The organism is Vibrio rubrogenes, assembly GCF_059641415.1.
The window spans coordinates 1-23,423 of record NZ_JCARSY010000046.1 but is presented as its reverse complement, the minus strand read 5'-3'; the positions used below and the strand labels follow the sequence as shown (position 1 = coordinate 23,423).

Genomic DNA, 23,423 nt, shown 5'->3' with positions numbered 1-23,423 from the left:
GAAGTATTGCCCTCTTTCGACCGAAAAATAAAGAACCGTTAGGGCGTGTATCTACCATGCGTATGCAAGCATGAAGGTGTATCAGTGAACCCTAATGACACTCAAATGTACCATTAGGGCAATCATGCAATCATGACTCGGCTGATGTTTCCCCCAGCGCTTAACGATGCAATTTAACTGTTGATCCGGTCAGTGAAGGCACGACATCAATCCGCAATGCCATTTGCTCTTTCAGATCTGCAACGTGGGAGATGATACCGATCATTCGCCCGGTTTGTTGCAGATCAACCAGCGTCTGGATCGCCAGATCAAGCGATTCCGGATCTAAGCTACCAAAGCCTTCATCAATAAATAAGGTTTCCAGCCGGATACCACCACTGTATGACTGAACCACATCAGATAAACCTAAAGCGAGCGCCAGTGCTGCCATAAAAGACTCACCACCGGATAGTGTTGCCACATCGCGGTTTTTACCGGTGTAACCATCTTCCACCACCAGATCAAGACCGCGACCGGCGATGCCTTTGAATCCTTCGGTTTTCCGCACCAGCGTATAACGCCCTTTGCTCATTAAACTCAGCCGTTGAGAAGCCTGAATCAGAACGTCATCGAGTAAAACCCCTAATACGAAGCGGTGCAGGCTGATCCGGCTGCCGGTTTTACCGCTGGCGACGTCATAGAGGGTGCCGTAAACCTGATACTCTTTTTCCAGTTTGGCGTTTTGCTCGTGCAGTTGAGCAATATCGTGACGCACTTTTTCCAAGCGTTCGAACGTTGAGTAGATCGTATCAAGCTGCTGACGGGCATTGGTATAGGTTTGTTGTGCCTGAGTCAGGGTTATATTCAGCGCTTCCAGATCCGGTCTTTGGGCATCTTTCAAGGCTGCGGTTAAGTCAGCCAGCGTCTGTTCCAGACGGGTTTGGGTCTGTTTGAATTCATCCAGCTCTTGCTGCCATTGCTGGATTTCCTGCTCAGTGCACAGACTGGCGAGATAGTGTTGCTCATCGCGGAAATGGCTGGCTGCCAGCGCTTGACGCCATTCGGCTTCTGCCGCTGTCAAGCGCGTTTGTGCCTGCTGGAGTAACTCCTGATTGGTGATGAGCTGACTGTTGAGGTTCGAACAAGCCAGTGTCGCTTGTTGTAGTTCAGTCTGTGCCGTGGTCAATGCTTGATTGAGAGTGTCGATCTGTTGCTGTGTTGTGGTGATTTCTTGATTCATCTTGGTGACACTGTCACGCTTGGGGTCGATTGATTCACTGAGCTGACGTAGTTGCTCCTGATTGGTACTCAGCCGTGAATCGTTAGTGATGATTTGTTGATGGAGTTCGGCCAGTTTCGTTTCACCGTCTTCACAGCGTTGATTAAGTGTTGTAACGGCTTGCGTCATTTGTTCCAGATTGAGGGTAGATAAATATTGCAGTCGCTGATGTTTGACTTGTAAATCTTGTTGGAGCTGCACCGGCTGGATTGAGGCTTGCTCACCGAGCTGCGTGGTTAACTCATTCAAGCGCTGCTCGGTCTGGCTGATCAAGGTCTGGTGCTGCTCGAGTTGAGCGGAAAGCTGATGATAGTGCTGCCATGCCTGCTGCTGTTCAGTGCGGGCTTGGCGGATTTGTGCTTTGGTGACTTCAGTATCGGTCAAGACCGCAGGAGAAGGGTGCTCACAACTGCCACAGACCGGACACGCCTCACCGGGATGAAGTTTTCTGGCCAGAATGGCCGCCTGTGCACTGTGCCACTGCATTTCTAACCGGTCAGCTTGTTGTTGTGCCGCTTCAAAACTCTGCTTTGCCTGCTGAATGGCAGCGGTCTTTTGCGGCGTCTGTTCCACTGCCTGCTGATACTGTTTTCTCAGGCTTTCAAGTTGAGTGAGATCAGTGGCTAAGCGCTGCATTCGGGCAATTTCTGCTTCAATTACGGGCTTTTCAGCGAGTTCAGCTTGTGCTTTCTCGAATGCTTGCCGGGCTTGCTCCGCTTCGTGGCGCAGTTTTTCTTTATGAGCAAGATATTGAGTCTGGGTTTTCTCAAGGTTCTGCTTTTGGGTGATATTTTCCGCGATTTTATCTTCGAGAGCCTGTTTTTCCGCGAGTTTGGTTTTGAGACTTTCTAACTGATAGACCGTTTTCGTCAGTTCAGGAATCTGTTTGGCTTGTTCAGTCGCTGCATCGAGTGCAGTTTGCTTGTTGTGCTGTTCAGCCTGCGCGGCGCGGTGTGCTTTTTCTTGCGTGATAATTTTCTGTTGAAACTCGTCTACCTGCTTGACGGCATTGCTCCAATTGATATGAGGTAGTTGGATTTTAGCCGCATTGCGTGCGGTCTCCAGTTGTTGTTGCCGTGCAGTTATGTGCGGACTTTGTTCGAGATGGGTACTGAGTGCCGATTGCGCGTGACTGAAGCGGTCAAAATCCTGATTGAGCGCTTGCGCTTTTTGAATTTCGGATTTGATCTGATTGAGTGCAGACAGCGCGTTCTGTTCTTGATGACGAGCCGCTTCGAGCTGTTGGGCAAGCGCCGTTTGTTGCTCGTCGAGTGCCTGTTCAGAGGTGGCACCTGCCACTTGTAAAGCGCCGCGGATCTGGTTATCGAATTCGTTTTTAGCCTGACTGATATCACTGGCTTTATCTTTGAGTGCAAATTCGATTTTTTTATAAATATCGGTTTGAAACAGTTGACCGAAAATGGCTTCCCGATCTTTAGAGCTGGCCAGTAACAGCTCGCGGAACTGACCTTGAGGCAAAACCATCACCTGACGAAACTGCGTTTCGTTGAGACCAATCAAAGTTGTCACTTCCGTTTTCACCTGCGCGGTTTTGGCGGTGATCAGTTTTTCTCCGTCGGTTATGTTATACAGCGCTGCGCTATGCTTGCGAGTGGTTGTCCCTTCGCCACGGCTTTTCGGAACGGGTTGCTCCGGGCTGCGGGTGACCCGGTAGACTTGATCGTGCAGGGCAAAAGTCAGGGTGACTTCTGTCGGGGTATCGGCGCTGGCGAGATCACTGCGCATTTGAACGCTCTGACGTTCATTACCGGTAGTTTTGTCATACAGGGCAAAGCAGATTGCATCCAGAATCGATGTCTTACCGGAACCGGTCGGGCCATTGATCAGAAACAGCGGATGCTGCCCCAGATGGGTAAAATCAATCTGTTCGGTATTGGCAAACGGGCCAAAGGCCTGCATGGTCAGTTGTAATGGTGTCATGGATGTCTCTTACTGCCGGGTCAGTTGGTTGATGATGTCGCTGATAGCGCGATCTTGTTCTGCCGATAATTCGTTATCTTGCACTTCAACGAAGAAATCGCGGAACATGTCGATCTCACTGCGGGCCAGTCTGGCAGGAGCCATGGCTTGCTCAATACCAATTAACATCCCCGGTTTTTCCAAATGCAGCACATTGGGGTAGACGGTGCGGAGTTTTTCCATCGGATTGAGAATGGCGTGTTTATCTGTCAGCCGCACCAGCAAATAATCGTGATGCTGTGGATCGGTTTTGCCCTGTTCGAGAATGGTGTTTAGTTCGCCTTCAAGGATCCGCATTTCATGCGGTGCGGTGAGTTCGACCCGTTCGGCAGAGACAAATCCGTCGTGATTCAATTCGACCAGTGTGAATCCTTTCTTGTGATGTTGCTCGCTGAAGCTGTACTTCATTAAAGAGCCGGAATAGCGAATGTGCGCCGCACCTTTTTGCTGAGGCTGATGCAAATGGCCGAGGGCGACATAGTCGAAATCGATAAAATGTTCATGACTGACCCGATCTGAGCCCCCGATCGAAAGTGGTCTTTCGGACTCGGACTCAATTGCCCCATCGACAAAACAGTGACTGATCAGCACCTGTTTTTGGGTGGGAGAAGCGTGCTCGCGAACTTTCCGGGTCAGTAACTGATGGGCTTCATCGTGTGTAGAGACTGAAGTATGAAACGCGGCCCGAACGGTTTCAGGATCACTGTAAGGAATGCCATAGAAGGCGACCTCACCGGCAGATGGACTCTCAAGGATAACCGGCTCCAGCATTTGGTCAAAATCACTGATAATGTGCAAGCCGGCGTTTTTCATCTGCTCTGCCCCGAAGCCGAGCCGTTCTGCACCGTCGTGATTGCCCGGGATGAGAATCATCGGTGTATTGAGGGTGCCGCAAATCTGCTTGATGACCTGATTCAATAGTTCGATTGCCACCGTCGGCGGCACGGAGCGATCATAAATATCACCGGCAACAACCACCGCATCAACCGGGTTGTCTTCAATAAAAGCGACCAATTGTGCTAACACGGCGCGTTGATCGGCAATCAGTGAAACGCTGTGAAACTGGCGGCCAAGGTGCCAGTCTGAAGTATGGATAAATTTCATTGGTGTTGATTTCTTGATTCGTGAGCCAGAGCGGCATCGATAAGTCCGGAAGATCAAAGACTAGCTTATCCGAGCTGAACTGCAAAGGGAATGTGTCGGGTCATCGTTGAATAGTAAGACTGCTGAGTATCCATTTATCTTCCTTGTTGACGGACATATTCATGAAGGCTTCGGCAGTGAATACAGCATGTTGCAGAGTATTACCTTCGGCCCTGAAGCATCTGCTTATGATCCCAAGCCGATGTCCCAACCGGTGAAACCCGGAAAACCTGGAAAATTCGTTCCGATTACCGCCAGCGACGTGACCTTCTTTGTCCAAAATCCTGATTATAAAGGGGATTAATCATGGTCTATCGTCATGTATTCATGAATATAAATGTAATTGAATGACTCAGAATCAGGTAAATCAAACTATGAAAAAAAATCAAAGACCATCGTGGCAGCGCCTGACTTCTTCTACGCTGTTGCCGATTATTTTTACGCATCTGTCTTTCCCGGTTTATGCAGCGGTACAGCAGCATATTAAGCGTGTGATTTTAGTCGAATATTTTAGGGTGGGCAGCACTTTTTTGCTGTAACTTTGATCAATTTCTTACTAACGAATGTCTGGTGATGCATATGGCTAACATTCGAACCGGTTCGTTCAGCAAGTCATAACCCATAGCGGCCAGATACGATGAACCGAAAAGGCGAACCGATATCATGTTTGGGTCGTTTTTTTGAATTTTGTCTGATGTGCTGCATTTGCTGGATTATTTATTTTAATCAGTATCTTATGTTGATTGTTGTATCTTTTAGTGTTCATCGATTGTCCTGAGCTATGGACACTATTTAGTATTGTGACCTTATCAAAACTTTCTTATCTTGAAACTTACAGAGTATCCACCGCTCCGAAACCAAAACAGACGACGAAATAGAAAATATTGAACGATGAATCATTGACCGGTAACCAAAGGTAAAAATTAAAAATGATTACCTCACGACAACATAAATTATTGCGTTTTCTGCTCCAACAGCGAGAGTATGTCACCTTATTTAATTTGGCAGAACAATTCGATGTCTCGAAAAAAACTATCCAGCGTGATCTGAATATGATTGAGGATTACTTAGCGGGTTCGAACGTTCAGGTGGATAAAAAAGTCGGGGCAGGCGTCTTACTGCTGGCCAACAATACCGCTGACCTCTTGCAATTAGAACTACAGCTCAATGGTGAAAATGAAGATTCAGACAGCATGATGGGACACGCCCGTCGGATAAAAATTGTGTCCTGGTTATTGAGTGAGACCCCCAAAGAAACGTCAATCAATAAGCTGTCAGAACGTTTTTATATCAGCAATGCCTCTGTCGTCAATGATTTAAGAATTATTGAAGACTGGATAACTCCCCTTGGGTTGCAGTTGATTCGCAGTCAAAGCGGTACCCGGATTCAAGGGAATGAAAATAATGTCCGTCAGGCAATGGCCGCTTTGATTAACGGGTTAGTGAACCATCAGGACCTCGGTCTCGTCAACCATTCAAGACTGGATTCAGGGAGCTATAAAGCACTGGTACAGTATTTCGGTCACGACGAAGTCGCCTTTGTTCAGGTGCTGTTGCAGGATATGGAACAAGAACTGGCCTACCCATTAGGCGAAGCGTATTACATCAATCTATTTACCCATATTTTGATTATGATGCATCGGCGCACCAGAGGGAATTTACTCGATAATCCCGAGCATATATCCCGCCAGCCACTGGAAGACCCGGTGTTTCTTGTGGCCGAGACCATGGTAGAAAAAATTGAGCAATACATTGCCTTACCATTACCAAATGATGAAGTGTGGTTTATTTATCAGTACATTATTTCATCAGGTGTATTAGTCGTTGAAAATCATAATAGCAACTTGTTGCATTCAGAATTATTTAGTGATGAAGCGCGTGAGCTTACATCAGATTTAGTGAAGAGCTTTTCACAGCTCATCAATATCGATCTGAGTCAGGATAGTCAATTGTATGATGGCTTGGTCGTGCATATCCGGCCACTGATGAATCGACTGCATTATCAGATTAATATTCGTAACCCCTTGCTGGATGATATTAAAAATGAACTGGTGGATGTCTATCACTTAACCCGGATTGCGATAGAACATGTTTTGCTCCGTAGTATTCAGTCAAAAGAGGGGCAACAGAAAGGTATTCAACACAAAGTTTCTGATGATGAAGTTGGCTATCTGGCTGTCCATTTTCAGGCAGCGATTGAACGCCAGATCACCCACAAGCGTGTCTTGCTGGTTTGTTCGACAGGAATCGGCACATCCCATTTGCTGAAAAGCCGGATTCTGCGTGCATTTCCCGATTGGGAGATCGTTGCTGCGGTGCCAGCCAGTAATGTTCAAAGTGTGAATCAGCAGATGCGACCCGATCTGATTATTTCTACGATTCATGTGCCAGAGATTGAAACGCCCGTCGTCTATGTCACCGCATTTTTGAATGATGCCGATATCCAACGGATTACTGAAAAGCTCATCACAGAGAAACTACAGCAAGCCAGTGATGCATATACGGTGACTCAAGCTTGATTCAATGTTAACCAAGGTGGTTTATGGATATTTCATTAGTGCTGCAGGCGCAACATATCAAATTAAATATGAGTGCTAGAACCAAGCAGGAAGCCATTGAAGAATTAATCGATTTATTGGTGCAAGATGGCTGTGTGAGCGACAAAGCCCAGTTTCTTCGGGATGTCTGGCAACGTGAGGCGCAAGGAACAACCGGATTTGAAAATCATATCGCTCTGCCGCATGGCACATCTTCGGCGGTCAGCCAAACCGCGTTGGCGATTGGGCGTACCCCGCAGGGCATTGATTGGCAAGTTAAGGATGGCAGCGATATTCGTTGCATTATTTTATATGCAATTTGTTCGGATGCGCCCAATACGACTCATGTTCGTTTATTAACACAGGTTTCATATGCATTGGCAGATGAGGACATCATCACGCAATTACTCGCAGAAAATGAACCTCAAAATATCATAGCAATGTTGAATCAACCGTCGTGAGTCACCGATAAAATGAGTCTGTATGCTTTTATTTTCTCATCTTTTCAGTGTTCATTAATTGTCCTGAGTGATGGACACTATTTAGTATTGTGACCCGGGGGGATTTTTCTTATCGTTATTATCATAGATGGTCGGCGAATAATAATAAAAGAGATAGGTTGAGCGGCGAATTCTATTTTATTTGATGATTTATTTGGGGCAGGGCAGGGTGATTCGGTGGGATATTGAGCCTGTTATTAAAGTAAATGCATTAAAGAAAGCTCTTATGACAGACAGTGGCATCCGGTCAGTGATGCACAAACTGTTTCTCAATTTTTATTCAATATTAACAAAGGTGGTTTATGGATATTTCGACAGTGCTGAAGGCGAAACATATCAAATTAAATATGCTCGCCAGAACTAAAGAAGAGGCCATTGAAGAATTAACCGATTTATTAGTGCAGGATGGCTCTGTCAGCGACAAAGCGCAGTTTCTTCGGGATGTCTGGCTACGTGAAGCGCAAAGTTCAACCGGATTTGAAAACCATGTCGCGATCCCGCATGGCAAATCCTCGGCGGTCACTCATACCACACTGGCTATCGGACGCACTCAGCATGAAATTCCTTGGGAAACCATGGACGGGAGTGATATTCGTTGCGTCATTTTATTTGCTGTGCGTTTAGAGGACCAAGACACGATGCATATTCGGTTATTAACACAAGTTTCAAGCGCATTAGCCGACGAGGAGATTATCGCGCAACTACTGGCAGAAAATGATCCGGAAAATATGATTGAAATTTTTAATACACAACATGAAGTGAATGCTTAAATTGAATGTCCACTAATTTTATTTCTCATCGCAGAAATAAAAAACTGAATGAATTATCGAGGGTGATTATGAATATTGTTGGTATTTCAGCCTGTACTGTAGGGATTGCACATACCTATATTGCACAGAAAAAGATTGAAATCGCAGCCCAGAAAGCGGGCCATCATGCAAAAATTGAAACGCAGGGCACGATTGGGATTGAGAATGCATTAACAGAAGAGGAAATTGCCCAAGCCGACATTGTTTTACTGGCGGCTGATGTTCAGGTCTCCGGAGAAGAACGATTCGCCGGGAAAAAAGTCGTCAAAGTGCCGACAGAAATGGCGGTGAAGTCACCCAATAAACTGATAGAAAAACTACAAGAAATCGTCTTAAGTAGTCAAGCACAATAAAAATAACATCGATTGATTTATCCATTACATCCAACATGAAATAGAAGGTGCTATATATGAGCATGAAAGAAATATGGAAAGCAGCCAATCCGAAAGGGCATCTGCTCACCGCTATATCATTTTTAATTCCCATTGTTTGCGGTGCTGGTTTTATTATTTCCATCGGTTTATCGCTGGGCGGTACCGTTCAAGACACATTGGTTCCCGGGCAATTTGATGTGTGGGGTGTACTTGCCACCATCGGCGCCAAGGCGCTCGGTCTGTTGCCGGTTGTGATTGCCTGCGGAATTTCTGGCTCCATCGCCGGTAAACCGGGTATCGCTCCGGGTTTTGTCGTCGGCCTTACTGCTAATGCAATTTCTGCGGGGTTCATCGGTGGTATTCTCGGTGGTTATATTTCCGGTTATCTGGCGCTTGCCATCATTAAACATGTCAAGGTGCCCAATTGGGCGAAGGGATTAATGCCGACTTTGATTGTGCCCTTCTTTGCATCGGTGATTAGCGGCCTGATAATGGTCTATATCATCGGTACCCCCGTGGGCGTTTTTACCGAGATGCTGACCTCTTTCTTAAAAAGTATGAGTACGTCATCGAATTTGGTGTTAGGTGCAGTGATTGGTGCATTGTGTATTATTGACTTTGGCGGACCGATTAATAAAACATGTTTTGCATTTGTATTAACGCTCCAAGCTCAGGGGATTAATGAACCGATTACAGCCCTCCAGCTGGTTAATACAGCAACGCCGGTTGGTTTTGGCCTTGCTTATTTTATTGCCAAACTGCTGCGTAAAAATATTTATAACTATGAGGAAATCGAAACCCTCAAATCTGCTGTTCCGATGGGGATTGTCAATATTGTTGAAGGGGCAATACCGGTCGTGATGAATGATATTGCCCGCGGGATTACTGCGGCAGCGATTGGTGGTGCCTGTGGTGGTGCGATTACTCTGGTGTATGGCGCTGATGCGACTGTCCCTTTCGGGGGAATTTTTATGCTGCCCACCATGTCGAACCCGATGGCCGGATTGATGGCATTAGTCGTCAATATTCTCGTGACCGGTACGGTTTATGCGCTGATTAAAAAAGATGTCCCGATTGATGCCATCGCAGATAATGGCGAAGAGGAAGACCTCAATTTAGATGATATTAAAATTAACTAAACGTTCTCTTTGTAAAATAGCAATGAATAACATAGCGATTTAAATAGACTCAGTCTTAAATATTTAAATTATCCATATAAATAATGGCGTGAATTATATAAATTTCGCCTCGTTATTTAATGGTGAGGGTTTGTTATTGCTATTTGATCTATCTTTTCATCAAAGAACGGAATTTGAAAATATGAGTGAACATATACATATTTCTCCATCGTTAATGACTATGGACCTTGATCAATTTAAAGAGCAGATTACTTTTTTAAACGATCACGTTGATTCATTTCATATTGATATTATGGATGGGCATTTTGTCCCGAACTTAAGTTTATCGCCGTGGTTTATTGAACAGACCCGTAAACTGAGCAATAAACCGATGTCCGCCCATTTGATGGTTACTGACCCGACATTCTGGGTGAAGCAACTGATCAATATTCAGTGTGAATTCATCTGTATGCCGGCAGAAAACACCAATGGCACCGCCTTTCGTCTGATTGACCAAATCCATGCTGCCGGGCTCAAGGCCGGTGTGGTGTTAAACCCCGAGACGCCGGTGAGCGCGATTCTGCCGTATATCGATCTGCTTGATAAAGTCACCATCATGACCGTTGACCCGGGATTTGCCGGGCAACGATTCTTGGTCAAGATGCTCGACAAAATTACCGAGTTAAGACAGTTGCGTGACGCGCATGACTACCATTATCTGATTGAAATGGATGGCTCAACCAATAAAGAGCACTGGCAAGTGATCCATGCTGTTAAACCCGATATTTACGTGATCGGGCGCAGTGGGCTATTCAATTTGACGGATAATATTGAAAGTTCATGGTTCCAAATGGTGGCTGAGTTTGAACAAGCGACGGGGGAAACGTTTCGTTAGTTTGGTTCAAGTCAGTAGTGGCCGGGCTGTGGGGCGATGAACACACAGCCCGGACTGATTTTTTATTGGGCGCTATTATCATTGACACGGCGAATTTCTATTTCCGCAGGATGTGTATGGCGATTAATCACCGAATTTAGTTAACTCATTACGAAAAAATGGCAAGCAGATAGAACTGCCTACCATCTATAATTAAAATCAGATATCTAGTTAATCAACCCATAGTCATCAACCAGTTCACGATCAACAAGTTTAAAGTTCGAAAGCTTTAAGTTGAGCCAATGCGCTTCATGAATGTGTTCCATCAAAATGACCTGAATACCTCCCTTATCTTTCATTTCTTCTACGTACATATTAATCTCCCTCAATGCTAGATCTAGACTTGCGATATCATCCTCGTTTTCTAACGTATAGGGAGTGCTTACCTGATCAAAAACTAAGAAATGTGCAAGCCAAGGGACTGAGTTCTCTCTTGCTACTTTATGCAGCGCCATGAAGTAAGACAAATGTAAGTATAAGTAATTAGATGCACTACCGATATCAATCATCTTCTCGATAGCTTCTCCTTCATTGAGAACTAGATTAATCGCACGCTCTTTCTCTAAAAATACAGCTTGGCTATTTTCATACCCTTTGAGTTTCAGTCGACTTAAATGCAGGTTGATGTATTTGTTGAGTTTACCCATAACAAATTCACGCTTAGACTCGATATTTTGAACATGACCACTTAAATCTTCAATTTTTTTGTCAATTTCGGAAAGCTTTTCTTTGTAATCAATCGGAATCGAACGTTCCGAGAAAAGCTCTACTTTCACAGATAACTTTCCTTGATACCTATATATATCTTTAGGAGAAGATAGCGACTTGTTAGTAGACTTAAGCTTGCTAATCTTTGCCTTTAGATCGTCCAATTCTTTCTGCAAAGCTTTAGCTTTGGAGTTTACATCAACATATAACGGTGATTTCTTTCTTGTCTTCCAACTATCTTTTACAGCTGATAATTGTTCTTCTAACGCAAGCAAGAGAGCGCTTGTGTTAGTGCCCGGAAGTGTCTCTCGATACCTATCGAGAATGTATTTAATTGGAAGGATGGAATCATCACTTTCCTTTAGAAGAGATTGGTACTTGCTAAAATCTTCATTGAACCGTTTAAACTGTTGTAATTTCCGATTTAACTCTAGCTGTTTAGACTCAAGGTCTTTGAGTTGGATATCCGCTTTGCTAAATTCTTCAATATTTGATTCGGCTATCGACTTTAAACTGCTTAGAGTATCTTTAATGTATTCACTAGGTTTGTCGAGAAGCCCAAGTGAAATTGCTTCCTGTTCTAGTTGCTCTACATCTTCTTGAAAATGAAGCTGCTTATTCTGCATCACTTCAGAGCGTTGCTCTAAGCTTAATCGGTTCCTTTTGAGCTTCTCAAGGCGTTCAGTTATTATCGCACCTTCGCTATCAACAACACCTAACGCCATACGAAATGTTCGCTCAATACGTTCTATCGTTTTTAGATCTTCAGGTTTGTTATATAAATAACCTGGTGCAACAAGAGCATTTTGATCTTGATAGCAATAGCTCAAAAAACTACGAAATGATACTTTAGAACCTGCCTTTATGGTTCTGCCCCCATAAGGGACTTTCAGTTCACCATCCAAGCCGAAAGACTTATCTAGCACTTTTTTTAGAGTATCAACTTTCATATTATTATATGGAATTTCTGGAATTAGGCCTTGATCTGAAAAATATCCTTCCGTAGTTTCACCTATATGGTAGGCAGGCCTCGCAATAGTTATATCACCATCACGTGTCTGTAATCTAAGCCCATACCAAGAGGATTTTTCGTCAATATTATGCTTGGATATACCGTCCGCCTTTGAAGATAGCAAGCAGTAGTCAATAATGTGAAGAATTGATGATTTACCTTTACCTGACTCACCTGTAATAACATTTACTGAGTTAGGATAAAGTTCAAGATTACGGAGTTTACCACTTTTTTGCCAGATTAATATGTTTTTTATTTGAATGGTCATATTTTTAATCTCAATAAAGAGTATAATTCTTCAGGTGCTATAGTTAGAATTTTTGATAAATTTTTTGATGCTAAAATAATTTCATTAACTTTTTTTCCTAAATATTCATCCAAGCTATCTGTATGGTTTGTGTATGTCAGAGTGCCATCTTCAATAGAAAAAAAACCAAGCTCTTTTCCCATTAGAATTGCATTTGTTGTTATTATTAAATAGTCAGTGAACTTTTCATTAAATCCAATGAAATAATCACTTTTCGAAGTTATTAATTCTTGTGCAGATAGAACGGATGTGCTTTTTCGCTTTAGATAATTTCTTATTTTTTTATCAAAAACCAAAGGGATTACTAAGTATGCATTAGCTACATTTAATGAACCAAGATAAGACAGTACTGATTGTATTGCTAACAACCCAGTAGCTTCATTATTTAACACACTATTCATTTAGTTCCACCGTAGATTTTTTCCCAATCTTTTCGCCAACCAATCCAACGAAAATCAGATAACTCCATACCTTTTCCTATCACCATCGGCTTCGCTAAGACGGAGTTAGATACAACCAAATTTGTACCTTCCAAACTATACAAACAATTTCTAGCAAGAGCCTTGTGATTTTGCTCATTACTAATATCTTTTCCGTTATAATTCTGTTTATGCAGAGTTCGCCAAGATGAATATAATTCTTCATTGACCGCTTCATCTTCTGTCGTACTAAACTCTCCTTCAGAAATGATTTTCTGAATGAACATAGAAGTAGCGGCATATTCCATTGCATATTCAATAATATCATCACTATCTATGTTTATATCTTCTAACTGTTTGGCAAATACTCCATCTCTAGGGTTTATATTATTTATATTTTTAAACCTATGATAGCTCGAAAAATCAATTTTTCTGTCTTGAGATAGTTTAATAATTCGGTCGAATTGAAATTCTTTTCTAAACATATCAAAGTCAATGTTTATTTTATTTCCATCTTTGATTAATTCGTATTTCTTTTTTCTATAGACACCAATAAGTTGATAAACAACATCTAATGACTTATTTTTATCAATTGAGAAGTACTCAACTTTATTTCTCAGTCTTTCAAAAATATCATTAATAGAGAATACAAAGGTAATTTTGCTAAATAGTGTGTCTTTTTGTTTTGGTGTCAAACTGTAAATATGATCAACGTATTTTTTAACAGGGTTTTCAGCTGCACTTTCATTTTTAGTAAATTCTTTTTTATCTATATCATTCTTGATTAAGGTGATCGTATGTTCGATTTTAAATAAATCAATGTCAGTTTTATCTAACTGATCAACAAAACCTGCTCTCATCGTTTTCTTTTTATTTGTGAAAAAGATAAGTTGAATATCCTCACCTGAAATTTGTTCAAGAGCCTTGCTCCAGTTGTAAAGGGTTTTCCATAGGTCTAAGTCTCTATTTGTTACAGATTCAGCATCATCAACAGAATGCTTAACTTGGATTAAGGCTTTTCCACCGTGAATTTTCTCGTGATGCACATCATCTAAAACTTCAAGGCCAACAATTTCTCCTTTTTTCATATCAATGAGATATTCGAGACATACAAGATCTTGGTAGTCGAAACCCAGCTGACTTTTATCAGCGGCTACCTGTTCAAAAAAATCATCTGACATCAAAGCCTCAACAGCGTCTATTTATAGGGGTGAGTATATCTATCACACTCTCTGTGCAAAAATATAATCACTTTAAACATACTATCAAAGATGCATATTACCTATAAAAAAATCTATAAAAGCTGAGTTCTATCAACAAAGTGTTGTCGTTACCCCGACTAAAAATCGCCACTTTAAGCGCTCGATACCCTCTCAGTGACATCATTTTCAATCCGCTGTGTGGAATGATAGATTCTGCGAGCTTAACAAGTACCGTTGCTGTATCCTGACGGCTGTTCATCCGTTTACCGAAGATATTCAGTGGCTAGCCCTCATTGTCCCAAGTCTCTAGACCCAAGCACCTCAGTCCAATTTGAGTTGATCACTACAATTTGAGTTGACTACTACAAAGCAACTAGGGTGCTATCTTCCCCCGACAACCCCGTTCCGTCATCTCCCGTAATTTATCTACTTCACTTTGTAAATACGTCAGCTCTTCTGCGGTGATTTCGTAATGTTCGGAATAGCGGGCATCGATGTAGGCGCGTTTGAGGCGCTGGAAGCTGCGGCGGTGGAACTTGTTTTCCATCGGGAATAGCTCGGCAAAGGCCGGGTCTTGCTGGGCGCACATCGAGCGCAGGCTTTCAATATTGTGGGTTTTGGGCAGATAGTTGGTACACACCAATAGGGTGCAGGCGAACAGGCGTTCTGTAGTCTGATGGAGCATGAATGCAGCAACTGCATAATCTTGTCGCCGAGTATAATCGCCGTAGCCTAGAAAATATGACTCTGCACTTTTAAACCAGTGCTGAAAATGTTTGGTTGCAACTGCCACTCGCTCTGACTCACTTAAATTCCCCGGCATGGGCAGTTCCCGCTTATCGGCGCTGAACAGTTCAATGCCCTGTTCTCGAATATCTTTAAAGAAGTAGTGACCTTGCTGGAGCTGCTGATGGACTTCATTGAGTGTGTGGACGATCAAGCCAAGCGGGGCAGAGGTGACCCGACGCGCAATCTGCTCTTCGGCACTGTGCCACACCGCGTACTCTTCGACCAATGACGAGCGGTTGACGATCACCAGAATATCGTAGTCGCTGATATAACCGTTGGGGCGGTCACTGACCCAGGTGCCTTTGGCATGGCTGCCAAACAGGATAATTTTAAGGATCCGAAACTCAGCCTTGCTGCCATTTTTGTTGCGCAGAAAATCATCCAGCGTATCGCGTAATACGGTGGTGATGGTGTGAAGTTCTTGTTGTTTCCGCTCCGGGAGGTGATCGAGTGCTGTTTTCATCGCGGTTATCCTACTACGAGCCGGGGGCAAAACAAACCGTTACCACATCGAGCAGTGTTGTTTTTGTTGATGATTTTCGGTTTTGTCATAGTGATACCCGGCTGTGAATTGATGTCGGTATCGTGAGCGATTTGGGTGGCGGTGACGATATACGCAGGGTCACTTTGCGACACAATTCAGGAAAAATCATACTTTTCTAATGCTTGTGGGATATATTGCGCTGATATTTTGTACAACTACACTACGTAAGACCACGGGAATAAAAAGCATACCCACCATAACCAATGTAGCCACATCATCAGATCCATTTTATAACCACGTTTGATAGAACGATGAAAAATAAGTGGGTAGATCATCGTATACATGAAAAATATACCCGCAGCACTCATTCCTGAAATTACGAGAAAACCCCGGTCTTCCAAATACCAACAAGGGTCTTTTGCTAGTTTGCGAACCAATACCTGAATATGTTCCCTATCACCAAAACTGTAACGTAAGCTACAGATAAATATGACGATCATCCATACCATTCCATAGAGGCCGACACAACGCAAAAGAACTTCATACATAACTGGCACGGATCCGCACGAAAATAATAGTGAGCCACCACAACCAGTGCAGCCACATCATCACATCCATCTTATAACCACGCTTGATGGAACGATGAACGATAAAAGGATAGAGAATAGAATATATAGCAAAGACACCTCCAGCACTCATGCCTGAAATCAAAACAAACATGACACTATCTTTATTGAAATACCATTGTGGATCTTTTGCTAGCTTACGAATTAACTGGTAAATACGCTCCCTATCTCCGAAACTGTAACGCATCATACAGACGAAAAATACAATTCCCCAGACAAGCCCAAAAATCGCTATATATCTTAAAATAATTTCATACATAAAATGTATCACCACTACCTATAAACTATTGGGAATTTTAAAATGGTTAAACCTGTTTTTATTGATATATTCTTCAACTTCTTGAGGTATACGAGACTCTACTTTCTCTTCAATACTATCAAATAACTCATTAAGTCCAATTAAATCGTAAAGCTCATTAAAGATTATTTTCCCTTCACCGGCGCCGTATATACCAGCTCCTAATGCTGAACTACCAACAACCAATAAAATAGCAGGAGCGGAAGAAATACTTAATACGGTAACAATCGTTCCTCCGACGATTGCTCCGATATAACCACCAGCCCAGCCACCAATTACACCACCAGTTTCAACAGTAGTTGCCCTTGCACAGTCACTCAATCCACCGGCTTCACATTGCTGAGTGACTGAATAGGTGGCACTGGCAATGCTCAGTCCGATGGACACTTTGCCTGCGTTTTCTGCGTATTTCACCCATTTTGATGTATTTGCGAGATGTCTGCCAAGCTCCGGTACGCGTCCGCCTTCCAGAATTTCATCCGCATGGTGAATGAGTGATTTGGTTGAATGAATGCCGAGCTTTTCTTTCAATCCGGTATTGACGGGGAGGCTCAGTGTTTTCTGGGTGAGTTTATCCAGTTGTGAGTCGAGCAGGCCGGTTAATGCCTGACGTTGTTGGATAAATGCGTCCCGACCGATATGTTTGCCTAAGAAACGTATATACAAGCCATCCAGCTTTTGCAGGGTTGTAGCCACGTTTTCCAGATGTTTCTGCATTGCCGGGGCTAAGGTTCCCGTTGCGGCGCTGCTCCATGCAAAGGCGTCACTCGGTGCGCCTTGCTCGAACGCTTCACAGACTTTGCAATCCAGCGTTTCAAAGTAACGGTGATTCAGTTCGGCCTGTTCATCCGATAGTTCACCAATGGCTTCGCTGGCGATTTTCGCCTCTTCCTGTAATACCTTGAGTTTTTGTTTTTCTTGGTCTGATTGCGGCGCCTGACTGGCGAGTATCACCAGCTCTCCGGGGCGAACCGGGTCATTCAGATGACCGTTCAGTTGTTGCAGCATTGAGCGCACTTGCGGAGCGGTTTCATCCGCAAGTAAATCGTTCCACAAGCTGGCCTGAGACTGATGCTTTTCAACCATAGAAAAGCCCAAATCAAAAGCAACAGGTTCATCGGTAATACGCACCAGCGGAATATCTGCCGTGACCAGACTTTGATCATGAATTGCGATTACCTGAGTGTCGGTGAGATATTTTTCCTGATAGCGATACCAGCTATTGAGCGGCTGATTGTAATCCTGCGGGGATTGGGGCGGCATCGCACTGATCCGTTCCGGCACGACGGCGCTTTCTTGCTCCGCTCTGATATTCAGCACATCCCCGATTTTCAATGCCATCGGGTCTGCGTGATAAGCGGGATTCAGATTCAGCAATTCTTTAGCACTGAGTCCGTATTGTTGGGCGATCTCCGGCCACGATTCTCGCTTGTTACTTCCCGGAGCACGCTGCACCGTGTGGGTGGTCGGCTCCTCGGGCTGCACTTGTTTCTGTTCAGCCGACTCCCGGCTCATGACCGGTTGACGGGTTGCATCCAGCAGGGCACGGATATCCAGACGGATCCCATGCTGTGCAATGGTGTCATCCAGATTGTTCAGTTGCTCCAAGGTGATGGGCTGCTTCAGATACACCAGTGACTGATGGTTGATCTCCACTCCGTTTATCTTCCAGAACACCAGCAAAGCCCGATGACTGCACGGACAGCCTCTTGCGGTGTTCAGCACCCCTTCACGGGAAAGTGTGGCATAAAACAGGCCTTCACCATCTTCCGGCAGATAAAATTCCTGAACCAATTTGTTATCCCGGAAATGATACAGATACCCGGATGCCGGAAAACCAAGCCGTCCGCCGACCTGCACTGCAGGCTGGATAGGAATATAGGCATCACGAACCATCGCTGAACCAATGGGTTTTACCCGTACCGGATCAGGCAGACTGACGCCAAGCGGTGCGCTGTCACTGAAAGCATAGAGCCTTTTCTGCTCGTTATAGGCTGCGCGGTACACATAACGGGTGCCGTGTTCCGTCCGGTCTTTCTGTTGTGGCCCGGTTTTCACTTCTGCTTTTTTACCCTGTAGCACAAAGCCATAACGGAGCATCGACAGGCGGGATTCATCCGAGCAGGCGATTTCCAGCATATATTCATATTTCGAAGCAGGAACCTGATCGGCATTATCCGGGATGGTCGGCTCAGGAACATAAGGCGGCATCGGCTGAGCCGGATGCAGACTCCCTGAATAGCTACTACCGGAACCTCCTCCGGCAGCATGACTCCCGGCACCTTTCTCTGATAGCGCAACGCGTTCCAGATAAGCTTTTTGTGCCAGTGGCTCCAGTTGATCGGCTACGAGTGGATTGATTTGCCAGCTCTGGTGGTTCATTTCATCCTGAGCCGGGATCATCAGCGGCTCTGACGGGGTATCGTGCAGTAAAACCAGCTCACCGCTTTTTAACTCGGCCTGCAATTGTCTGAAACTCATTCCGGCGGGAAGCGCTGTTTTTAAATCGGACTCTCTGAGGGAATCAAAATCACCTTCGACCTGACCAAATTCATAAGCCATTAGATCGGAAAGACGAACGACGTTGTAACTCATTGTTATTATTTTGTTGGGTTGCAATTAAATGGGGTGCATATAATACAGAAAATAGACAAAGATGGATCAGGTAATGAATGGTTGAGATTGTTTTTTTTTGCAAGCTCTGCCGTTTTTCTCGGGGTAAGGAAAAACCGTTTATATTTTCATCACTCTTTTGTTTTCCTGATTCGATCTGGAGGGATTGATGTACCTTGGAGCCTGAATACGCTGTTGTTTCTGCCAAATAGAGGCTTTCAATTGGCAGTTTATTCAGTAAAAATGGTCATTTGAATCAGACTCTGCTGTCTATTCTTGCTGATTGAGTCAAAATTATCTAATTTAGCGAAATGCACCTTTGGGTCGCTCATAAAAGTGACCGGCTGCAATACCATACAACGGTAATGTTCCAATCCATTTCAGGTATATACCTAAGGTTTTAAATAGAATGGCCATTAAGAAAAACGAACTTTATTCCTCTCTTTGGGCGAGCTGCGATGAATTGCGCGGTGGTATGGATGCCAGTCAGTACAAAGATTACGTGTTAACAATGCTGTTTATTAAATACGTGAGTGATAAGTTTAAGGGCGATCCCTACGGCATGATCGTCATCCCTCAAGGCGCCAGTTTTGATGATTTGGTTGCCCTCAAAGGGGATAAAAATATTGGCGAAAAAATAAACAAACACATTATTGGTAAAATTGCGGAAGAGAATGATCTTAAAGGGGTGATCGACGTCGCTGATTTTAATGACGAAGATAAACTCGGTAAAGGCAAAGAGATGGTCGATCGTCTGACCAAACTGGTGGGTATTTTTGAAGGGCTGGACTTATCCGGTAACCGCGCCGATGGAGACGATTTGCTGGGGGATGCATATGAATACCTGATGCGTCACTTTGCCACCGAATCCGGTAAGTCGAAAGGTCAGTTCTACACACCGTCGGAAGTATCCCGCATTGTTGCGAGCGTGGTTGGCATCACCAAAGAGACCCCGCAGGATGCTACTGTGTACGACCCGACCTGTGGTTCCGGCTCGCTGTTACTGAAAGTCAATGACCAGTCGCAACGTGGCCTGTCCCTTTACGGTCAGGAAATGGATAATGCGACCAGTGCATTAGCGCGGATGAACGTGATTTTACACAGCTGCGAAACTGCCAATATTTTCAAAGGCAACACCTTATCGGAACCACACTGGAAAGACGCCCCCAATAAGCTCAAAACGTTCGATTTTGCGGTGGCTAACCCACCGTTCTCCAATAAAAACTGGACCAGTGGCTTAAACCCGAATGAAGATTTGTATGGTCGTTTTACCTGGGGGATTCCACCGGCGAAAAACGGTGACTATACCTTCCTGCTGCATATTCTGACCAGTTTGAAAAGTACCGGGAAAGGGGCGGTGATCCTGCCGCATGGCGTATTGTTCCGGGGCAATGCCGAAGCCAATATTCGTGAAAACCTGATCAAACAAGGTTATATCAAAGGCATTATCGGTCTGCCGGCTAACCTGTTTTATGGCACAGGTATTCCGGCCTGCATTATCGTGATTGATAAAGAGTACGCCAGAAAAGCTTCTACCACGGCCGATGGTCAAGTGGAAGGGCGCCCGATCTTTATGATTGATGCCAGCAAAGGCTTTATGAAAGACGGCAATAAAAACCGGCTGCGCAGTCAGGATATCTACAAAGTGGTGGAAGTGTTTAATAATGGTCTGGAGATTGATCGTTACAGCCGCTTAGTGCCAATGTCGGAAATTGCTGAAAACGACTACAACCTCAATATTCCCCGTTATATCGACTCTTCCGAACCAGAAGATCTGCATGATTTAACGGCGCACCTGCAAGGTGGCATTCCGAACCGTGATGTCGATGCCCTTGGTGATTTCTGGCGTGTGTTCCCATCACTGCGTGAGACCTTGTTTGCACCGCTGCGTGACGGTTACAGCCAGCCACTGGTGGCAGAAAGTCAGGTGAAGGCCACCATTCTTGAGCATCCTGAATTTAAAACGTTTGCTACTCGCAGTTTGTTACCGTTCAAGCAGTGGCTGAAACAGGCAGCACTGAAAGAAATTGGCAAAGGCGACAGCCCGAAAGAGCTGATTTTCGAGCTTTCTGATGCTCTGTTAACCGCTTATGCCAACAGCGATCTGCTCAGTAAATACGATATTTTCCAGATCCTGATGGATTACTGGGCGGACGTGATGCAAGACGATGTGTATGTGCTGGTGCAAGATGGTTGGCAAGCAGGCAACCTACTGCGTGAGTTGAAAGTGAAGAAAGGCGAGAAACTCAAAGAAACGCCGGATCTGGTGATCAACAAACAAAAGTATAAAGCCGAAATCATTCCGCCTACGCTGATTGTGGCGCGTTACTATGCGGATAAGCAGGCCAATATCAACGAACTGCAAGCCAAACAAGATGCCGCCACTCAAGCCTTAGAAAGCTATCTCGAAGAGCATGGCGGTGAAGACGGTCTGCTGGCGGATGCCATGAATGACAAAGATAAAATCACCAAAGCTAGTGTCGCCGCTCGCGCTAAAGGAGCGACCGAGGCCGAAGAGCTTAACGCCCTGAAACAAGCGACCAAACTATTTAATGCGGAAGCAAACGCTAAAAAAGCAGTAAAAGAGGCACAAGAGGTGTTAGATCTGGCGGTCTTTAACCATTACCCAACCTTGTCCCTTGATGAGGTCAAAACCCTGATTGTCGATGATAAATGGTTAGCCACTTTGCAAACCAATATTCAGGCGGAAATTGAGCGCGTTACCCAGCAACTGGCCCATCGCGTGAAAGAATTGGAACAGCGCTATAGCACGCCACTGCCAACCTTGACCCAATCTGTGGTAGAGCTCAGTGATAAGGTGGCCAATCATCTCAAAGCCATGGGACTGGAGTGGGCGCTATGAGTGAGGCGGCAGTAATAGCAACAGAAAAACAGACTGTGCCACAAGGCTATAAGCAAACCGAAGTTGGAGTGATTCCTGAGGATTGGGACGTAAAAAGTATTGGCGATATAGCTGTTATTTCCTCGGGAGGTACGCCTAATCGTAAAATCTCAGAATATTGGGGGGGCGACATTCCATGGGTTACTACAACTTTGATCGATGGTGGATACATCACATATGCTAACGAATTTATTACAAAGAAAGGGTTAGAAAGTTCAGCTGCAAAGATTTGTAGTATAGGTACCATATTGATGGCTATGTATGGACAAGGGAAAACAAGAGGAAAGGTCGGTGTTTTATCAATTGATGCATCTATAAATCAAGCATGTGCAGCGATTTCTTTAAAGAATAATTGCCAAAGTAGTTATATGTTACAAATTCTTAATAGCATGTACGATGATATTAGAGATTTAAGTAACTCAGGGGGGCAGGAAAATTTAAGTGGACAAATCATAAAGAATATATCCATCCCTTTCCCTCCAGAAAAAGAACAAACCGCCATCGCCAATATTCTCTCCGATATGGATGCGCTGCTGAGCGAACTGGAACAACTGATTACCAAAAAACAGGCGATCAAAACCGCCACCATGCAGCAGTTACTCACTGGCAAGACCCGCCTGCCACTGTTCTCCACTTACACCGACGGCGAGCATAAAGGTCAAGCCAAAGGAATGAAATCCAGCGAGTTAGGGGAAATACCGGAGGATTGGGAGGTTGTTAAGCTTAGTGAAATTGGCGATACGATCATAGGACTAACGTATAGCCCTAAAGATGTTTCAGACTTTGGTACATTAGTTCTGCGTTCTTCTAACATTCAAAATAATCAACTTTCATATGAAAATAATGTTTATGTTGATATGGAGTTACCTAATCGAGTAATAGTTAAAGAGAATGACGTTTTAATCTGTGTTCGAAATGGTAGTAGAAATTTAATCGGAAAATGCGCATTAATTGATGAGAAAGCGGCTGGTTTTGCCTTTGGTGCTTTCATGTCTATTTATAGAGTTAATGCGGCGACATCCAAGTTCATTTTTTATCAGTTCCAGTCAAATATTATTCAGAACCAGATCAATGAAATAATGGGAGCAACTATTAATCAGATCACAAATAAGGATATGTCTAGCTTTCAAGTTTCACTTCCCGTTAATAATGAAGAACAAACCGCTATCGCCAATATTCTCTCCGATATGGACGCAGAAATTCAGGCACTTGAGCAGCGCTTAGCTAAAACCCGTCAGATTAAACAGGGCATGATGCAGGAACTGCTGACCGGGAAAACACGGTTGCCGGTGGAGGTCTATGACTGATGAATGCTGTCAGGGAAGATGTTGCGCTGGATAAAATGGTAATAAGTGTCGGACAGTTATTATTAACGCCGGCGCTGACCATCCCTGAATACCAGCGCCCTTA

Annotated in this window: 19 protein-coding genes; 10 read left to right on the top strand and 9 right to left on the bottom strand. The window is 44.2% G+C overall.

Annotated features, from left to right (window positions below):
• Positions 1-160 precede the first annotated feature (160 nt).
• A complete protein-coding gene (locus tag AC55NX_RS19100; protein ID WP_496997178.1) occupies positions 161-3,199 on the bottom strand; it encodes an AAA family ATPase in 3,039 nt (1,012 codons plus the stop codon).
• A 9-nt stretch (positions 3,200-3,208) separates the two neighbouring features.
• Positions 3,209-4,342, bottom strand: a complete 1,134-nt coding sequence (locus AC55NX_RS19095) for an exonuclease SbcCD subunit D (protein ID WP_496997177.1) — start codon at positions 4,340-4,342, stop codon at positions 3,209-3,211.
• Between the two features lie 106 nt (positions 4,343-4,448).
• On the opposite strand from AC55NX_RS19095, the gene AC55NX_RS19090 reads away from it, so the two are divergent.
• The 8 genes from AC55NX_RS19090 to alsE all read left to right on the top strand — a co-directional run bounded on the left by AC55NX_RS19090 (position 4,449) and on the right by alsE (position 10,614).
• Positions 4,449-4,685 (top strand): hypothetical protein, encoded by a 237-nt coding sequence (locus AC55NX_RS19090; RefSeq protein ID WP_496997176.1) that lies wholly within the window; start codon positions 4,449-4,451, stop codon positions 4,683-4,685.
• Positions 4,686-4,755: 70 nt separating this feature from the next.
• The gene (locus tag AC55NX_RS19085) at positions 4,756-4,920 is read left to right on the top strand and encodes a hypothetical protein (RefSeq protein ID WP_496997175.1); all 165 of its coding nucleotides are present in this window, start codon (positions 4,756-4,758) and stop codon (positions 4,918-4,920) included.
• Between the two features lie 390 nt (positions 4,921-5,310).
• Positions 5,311-6,900 (top strand): BglG family transcription antiterminator, encoded by a 1,590-nt coding sequence (locus AC55NX_RS19080; protein WP_496997174.1) that lies wholly within the window; start codon positions 5,311-5,313, stop codon positions 6,898-6,900.
• 23 nt (positions 6,901-6,923) lie between these two features.
• Positions 6,924-7,379: a PTS sugar transporter subunit IIA gene (locus AC55NX_RS19075; protein ID WP_496997173.1), complete on the top strand. Its 456-nt coding sequence runs from the start codon at positions 6,924-6,926 to the stop codon at positions 7,377-7,379.
• A gap of 341 nt (positions 7,380-7,720) precedes the next feature.
• Positions 7,721-8,188, top strand: coding sequence for a PTS sugar transporter subunit IIA (locus AC55NX_RS19070; protein WP_496997172.1), 468 nt, complete (start codon positions 7,721-7,723; stop codon positions 8,186-8,188).
• Positions 8,189-8,256: 68 nt separating this feature from the next.
• Positions 8,257-8,580 carry a PTS fructose transporter subunit IIB gene (locus AC55NX_RS19065; RefSeq protein ID WP_476486962.1) on the top strand — a complete coding sequence of 108 codons (324 nt, stop codon included), beginning with the start codon at positions 8,257-8,259 and terminating at the stop codon, positions 8,578-8,580.
• A 56-nt stretch (positions 8,581-8,636) separates the two neighbouring features.
• Positions 8,637-9,740, top strand: a complete 1,104-nt coding sequence (locus tag AC55NX_RS19060) for a PTS fructose transporter subunit IIC (RefSeq protein WP_496997171.1) — start codon at positions 8,637-8,639, stop codon at positions 9,738-9,740.
• Positions 9,741-9,921: 181 nt separating this feature from the next.
• Complete coding sequence (gene alsE / locus AC55NX_RS19055; RefSeq protein WP_496997170.1) at positions 9,922-10,614, top strand: D-allulose 6-phosphate 3-epimerase; 693 nt, start codon at positions 9,922-9,924, stop codon at positions 10,612-10,614.
• A gap of 206 nt (positions 10,615-10,820) precedes the next feature.
• On the opposite strand, the gene AC55NX_RS19050 is transcribed toward alsE, so the two are convergent.
• The 7 genes from AC55NX_RS19050 to AC55NX_RS19020 form a co-directional block, all read right to left on the bottom strand.
• The gene (locus tag AC55NX_RS19050; RefSeq protein WP_476486964.1) at positions 10,821-12,641 is read right to left on the bottom strand and encodes a DUF3732 domain-containing protein; all 1,821 of its coding nucleotides are present in this window, start codon (positions 12,639-12,641) and stop codon (positions 10,821-10,823) included.
• Positions 12,638-13,081 (bottom strand): three component ABC system middle component, encoded by a 444-nt coding sequence (locus AC55NX_RS19045; protein ID WP_496997169.1) that lies wholly within the window; start codon positions 13,079-13,081, stop codon positions 12,638-12,640. Before AC55NX_RS19045 ends, AC55NX_RS19050 begins: the two co-directional genes overlap by 4 nt.
• Entirely contained in the window at positions 13,078-14,280 is a 1,203-nt protein-coding gene (locus AC55NX_RS19040) for a hypothetical protein (protein WP_496997168.1), read from the bottom strand. Before AC55NX_RS19040 ends, AC55NX_RS19045 begins: the two co-directional genes overlap by 4 nt.
• A 394-nt stretch (positions 14,281-14,674) precedes the next feature.
• Positions 14,675-15,553 (bottom strand): HEPN domain-containing protein, encoded by an 879-nt coding sequence (locus AC55NX_RS19035; RefSeq protein ID WP_496997167.1) that lies wholly within the window; start codon positions 15,551-15,553, stop codon positions 14,675-14,677.
• 236 nt (positions 15,554-15,789) lie between these two features.
• The gene (locus AC55NX_RS19030; protein ID WP_496997166.1) at positions 15,790-16,122 is read right to left on the bottom strand and encodes a hypothetical protein; all 333 of its coding nucleotides are present in this window, start codon (positions 16,120-16,122) and stop codon (positions 15,790-15,792) included.
• A complete protein-coding gene (locus AC55NX_RS19025; protein ID WP_496997165.1) occupies positions 16,115-16,459 on the bottom strand; it encodes a hypothetical protein in 345 nt (114 codons plus the stop codon). The genes AC55NX_RS19030 and AC55NX_RS19025 overlap by 8 nt, the downstream gene beginning before the upstream one ends.
• An 18-nt stretch (positions 16,460-16,477) precedes the next feature.
• Positions 16,478-19,093, bottom strand: a complete 2,616-nt coding sequence (locus AC55NX_RS19020) for an MIX and LysM peptidoglycan-binding domain-containing protein (protein WP_496997164.1) — start codon at positions 19,091-19,093, stop codon at positions 16,478-16,480.
• 427 nt (positions 19,094-19,520) lie between these two features.
• On the opposite strand from AC55NX_RS19020, the gene AC55NX_RS19015 reads away from it, so the two are divergent.
• Together AC55NX_RS19015 and AC55NX_RS19010 are read left to right on the top strand one after the other, a co-directional pair.
• On the top strand, positions 19,521-21,974 hold the full coding sequence (locus tag AC55NX_RS19015; RefSeq protein ID WP_496997163.1) for a type I restriction-modification system subunit M: 2,454 nt from the start codon (positions 19,521-19,523) through the stop codon (positions 21,972-21,974).
• Positions 21,971-23,320 carry a restriction endonuclease subunit S gene (locus AC55NX_RS19010; protein WP_496997162.1) on the top strand — a complete coding sequence of 450 codons (1,350 nt, stop codon included), beginning with the start codon at positions 21,971-21,973 and terminating at the stop codon, positions 23,318-23,320. Before AC55NX_RS19015 ends, AC55NX_RS19010 begins: the two co-directional genes overlap by 4 nt.
• Positions 23,321-23,423: the final 103 nt, after the last annotated feature.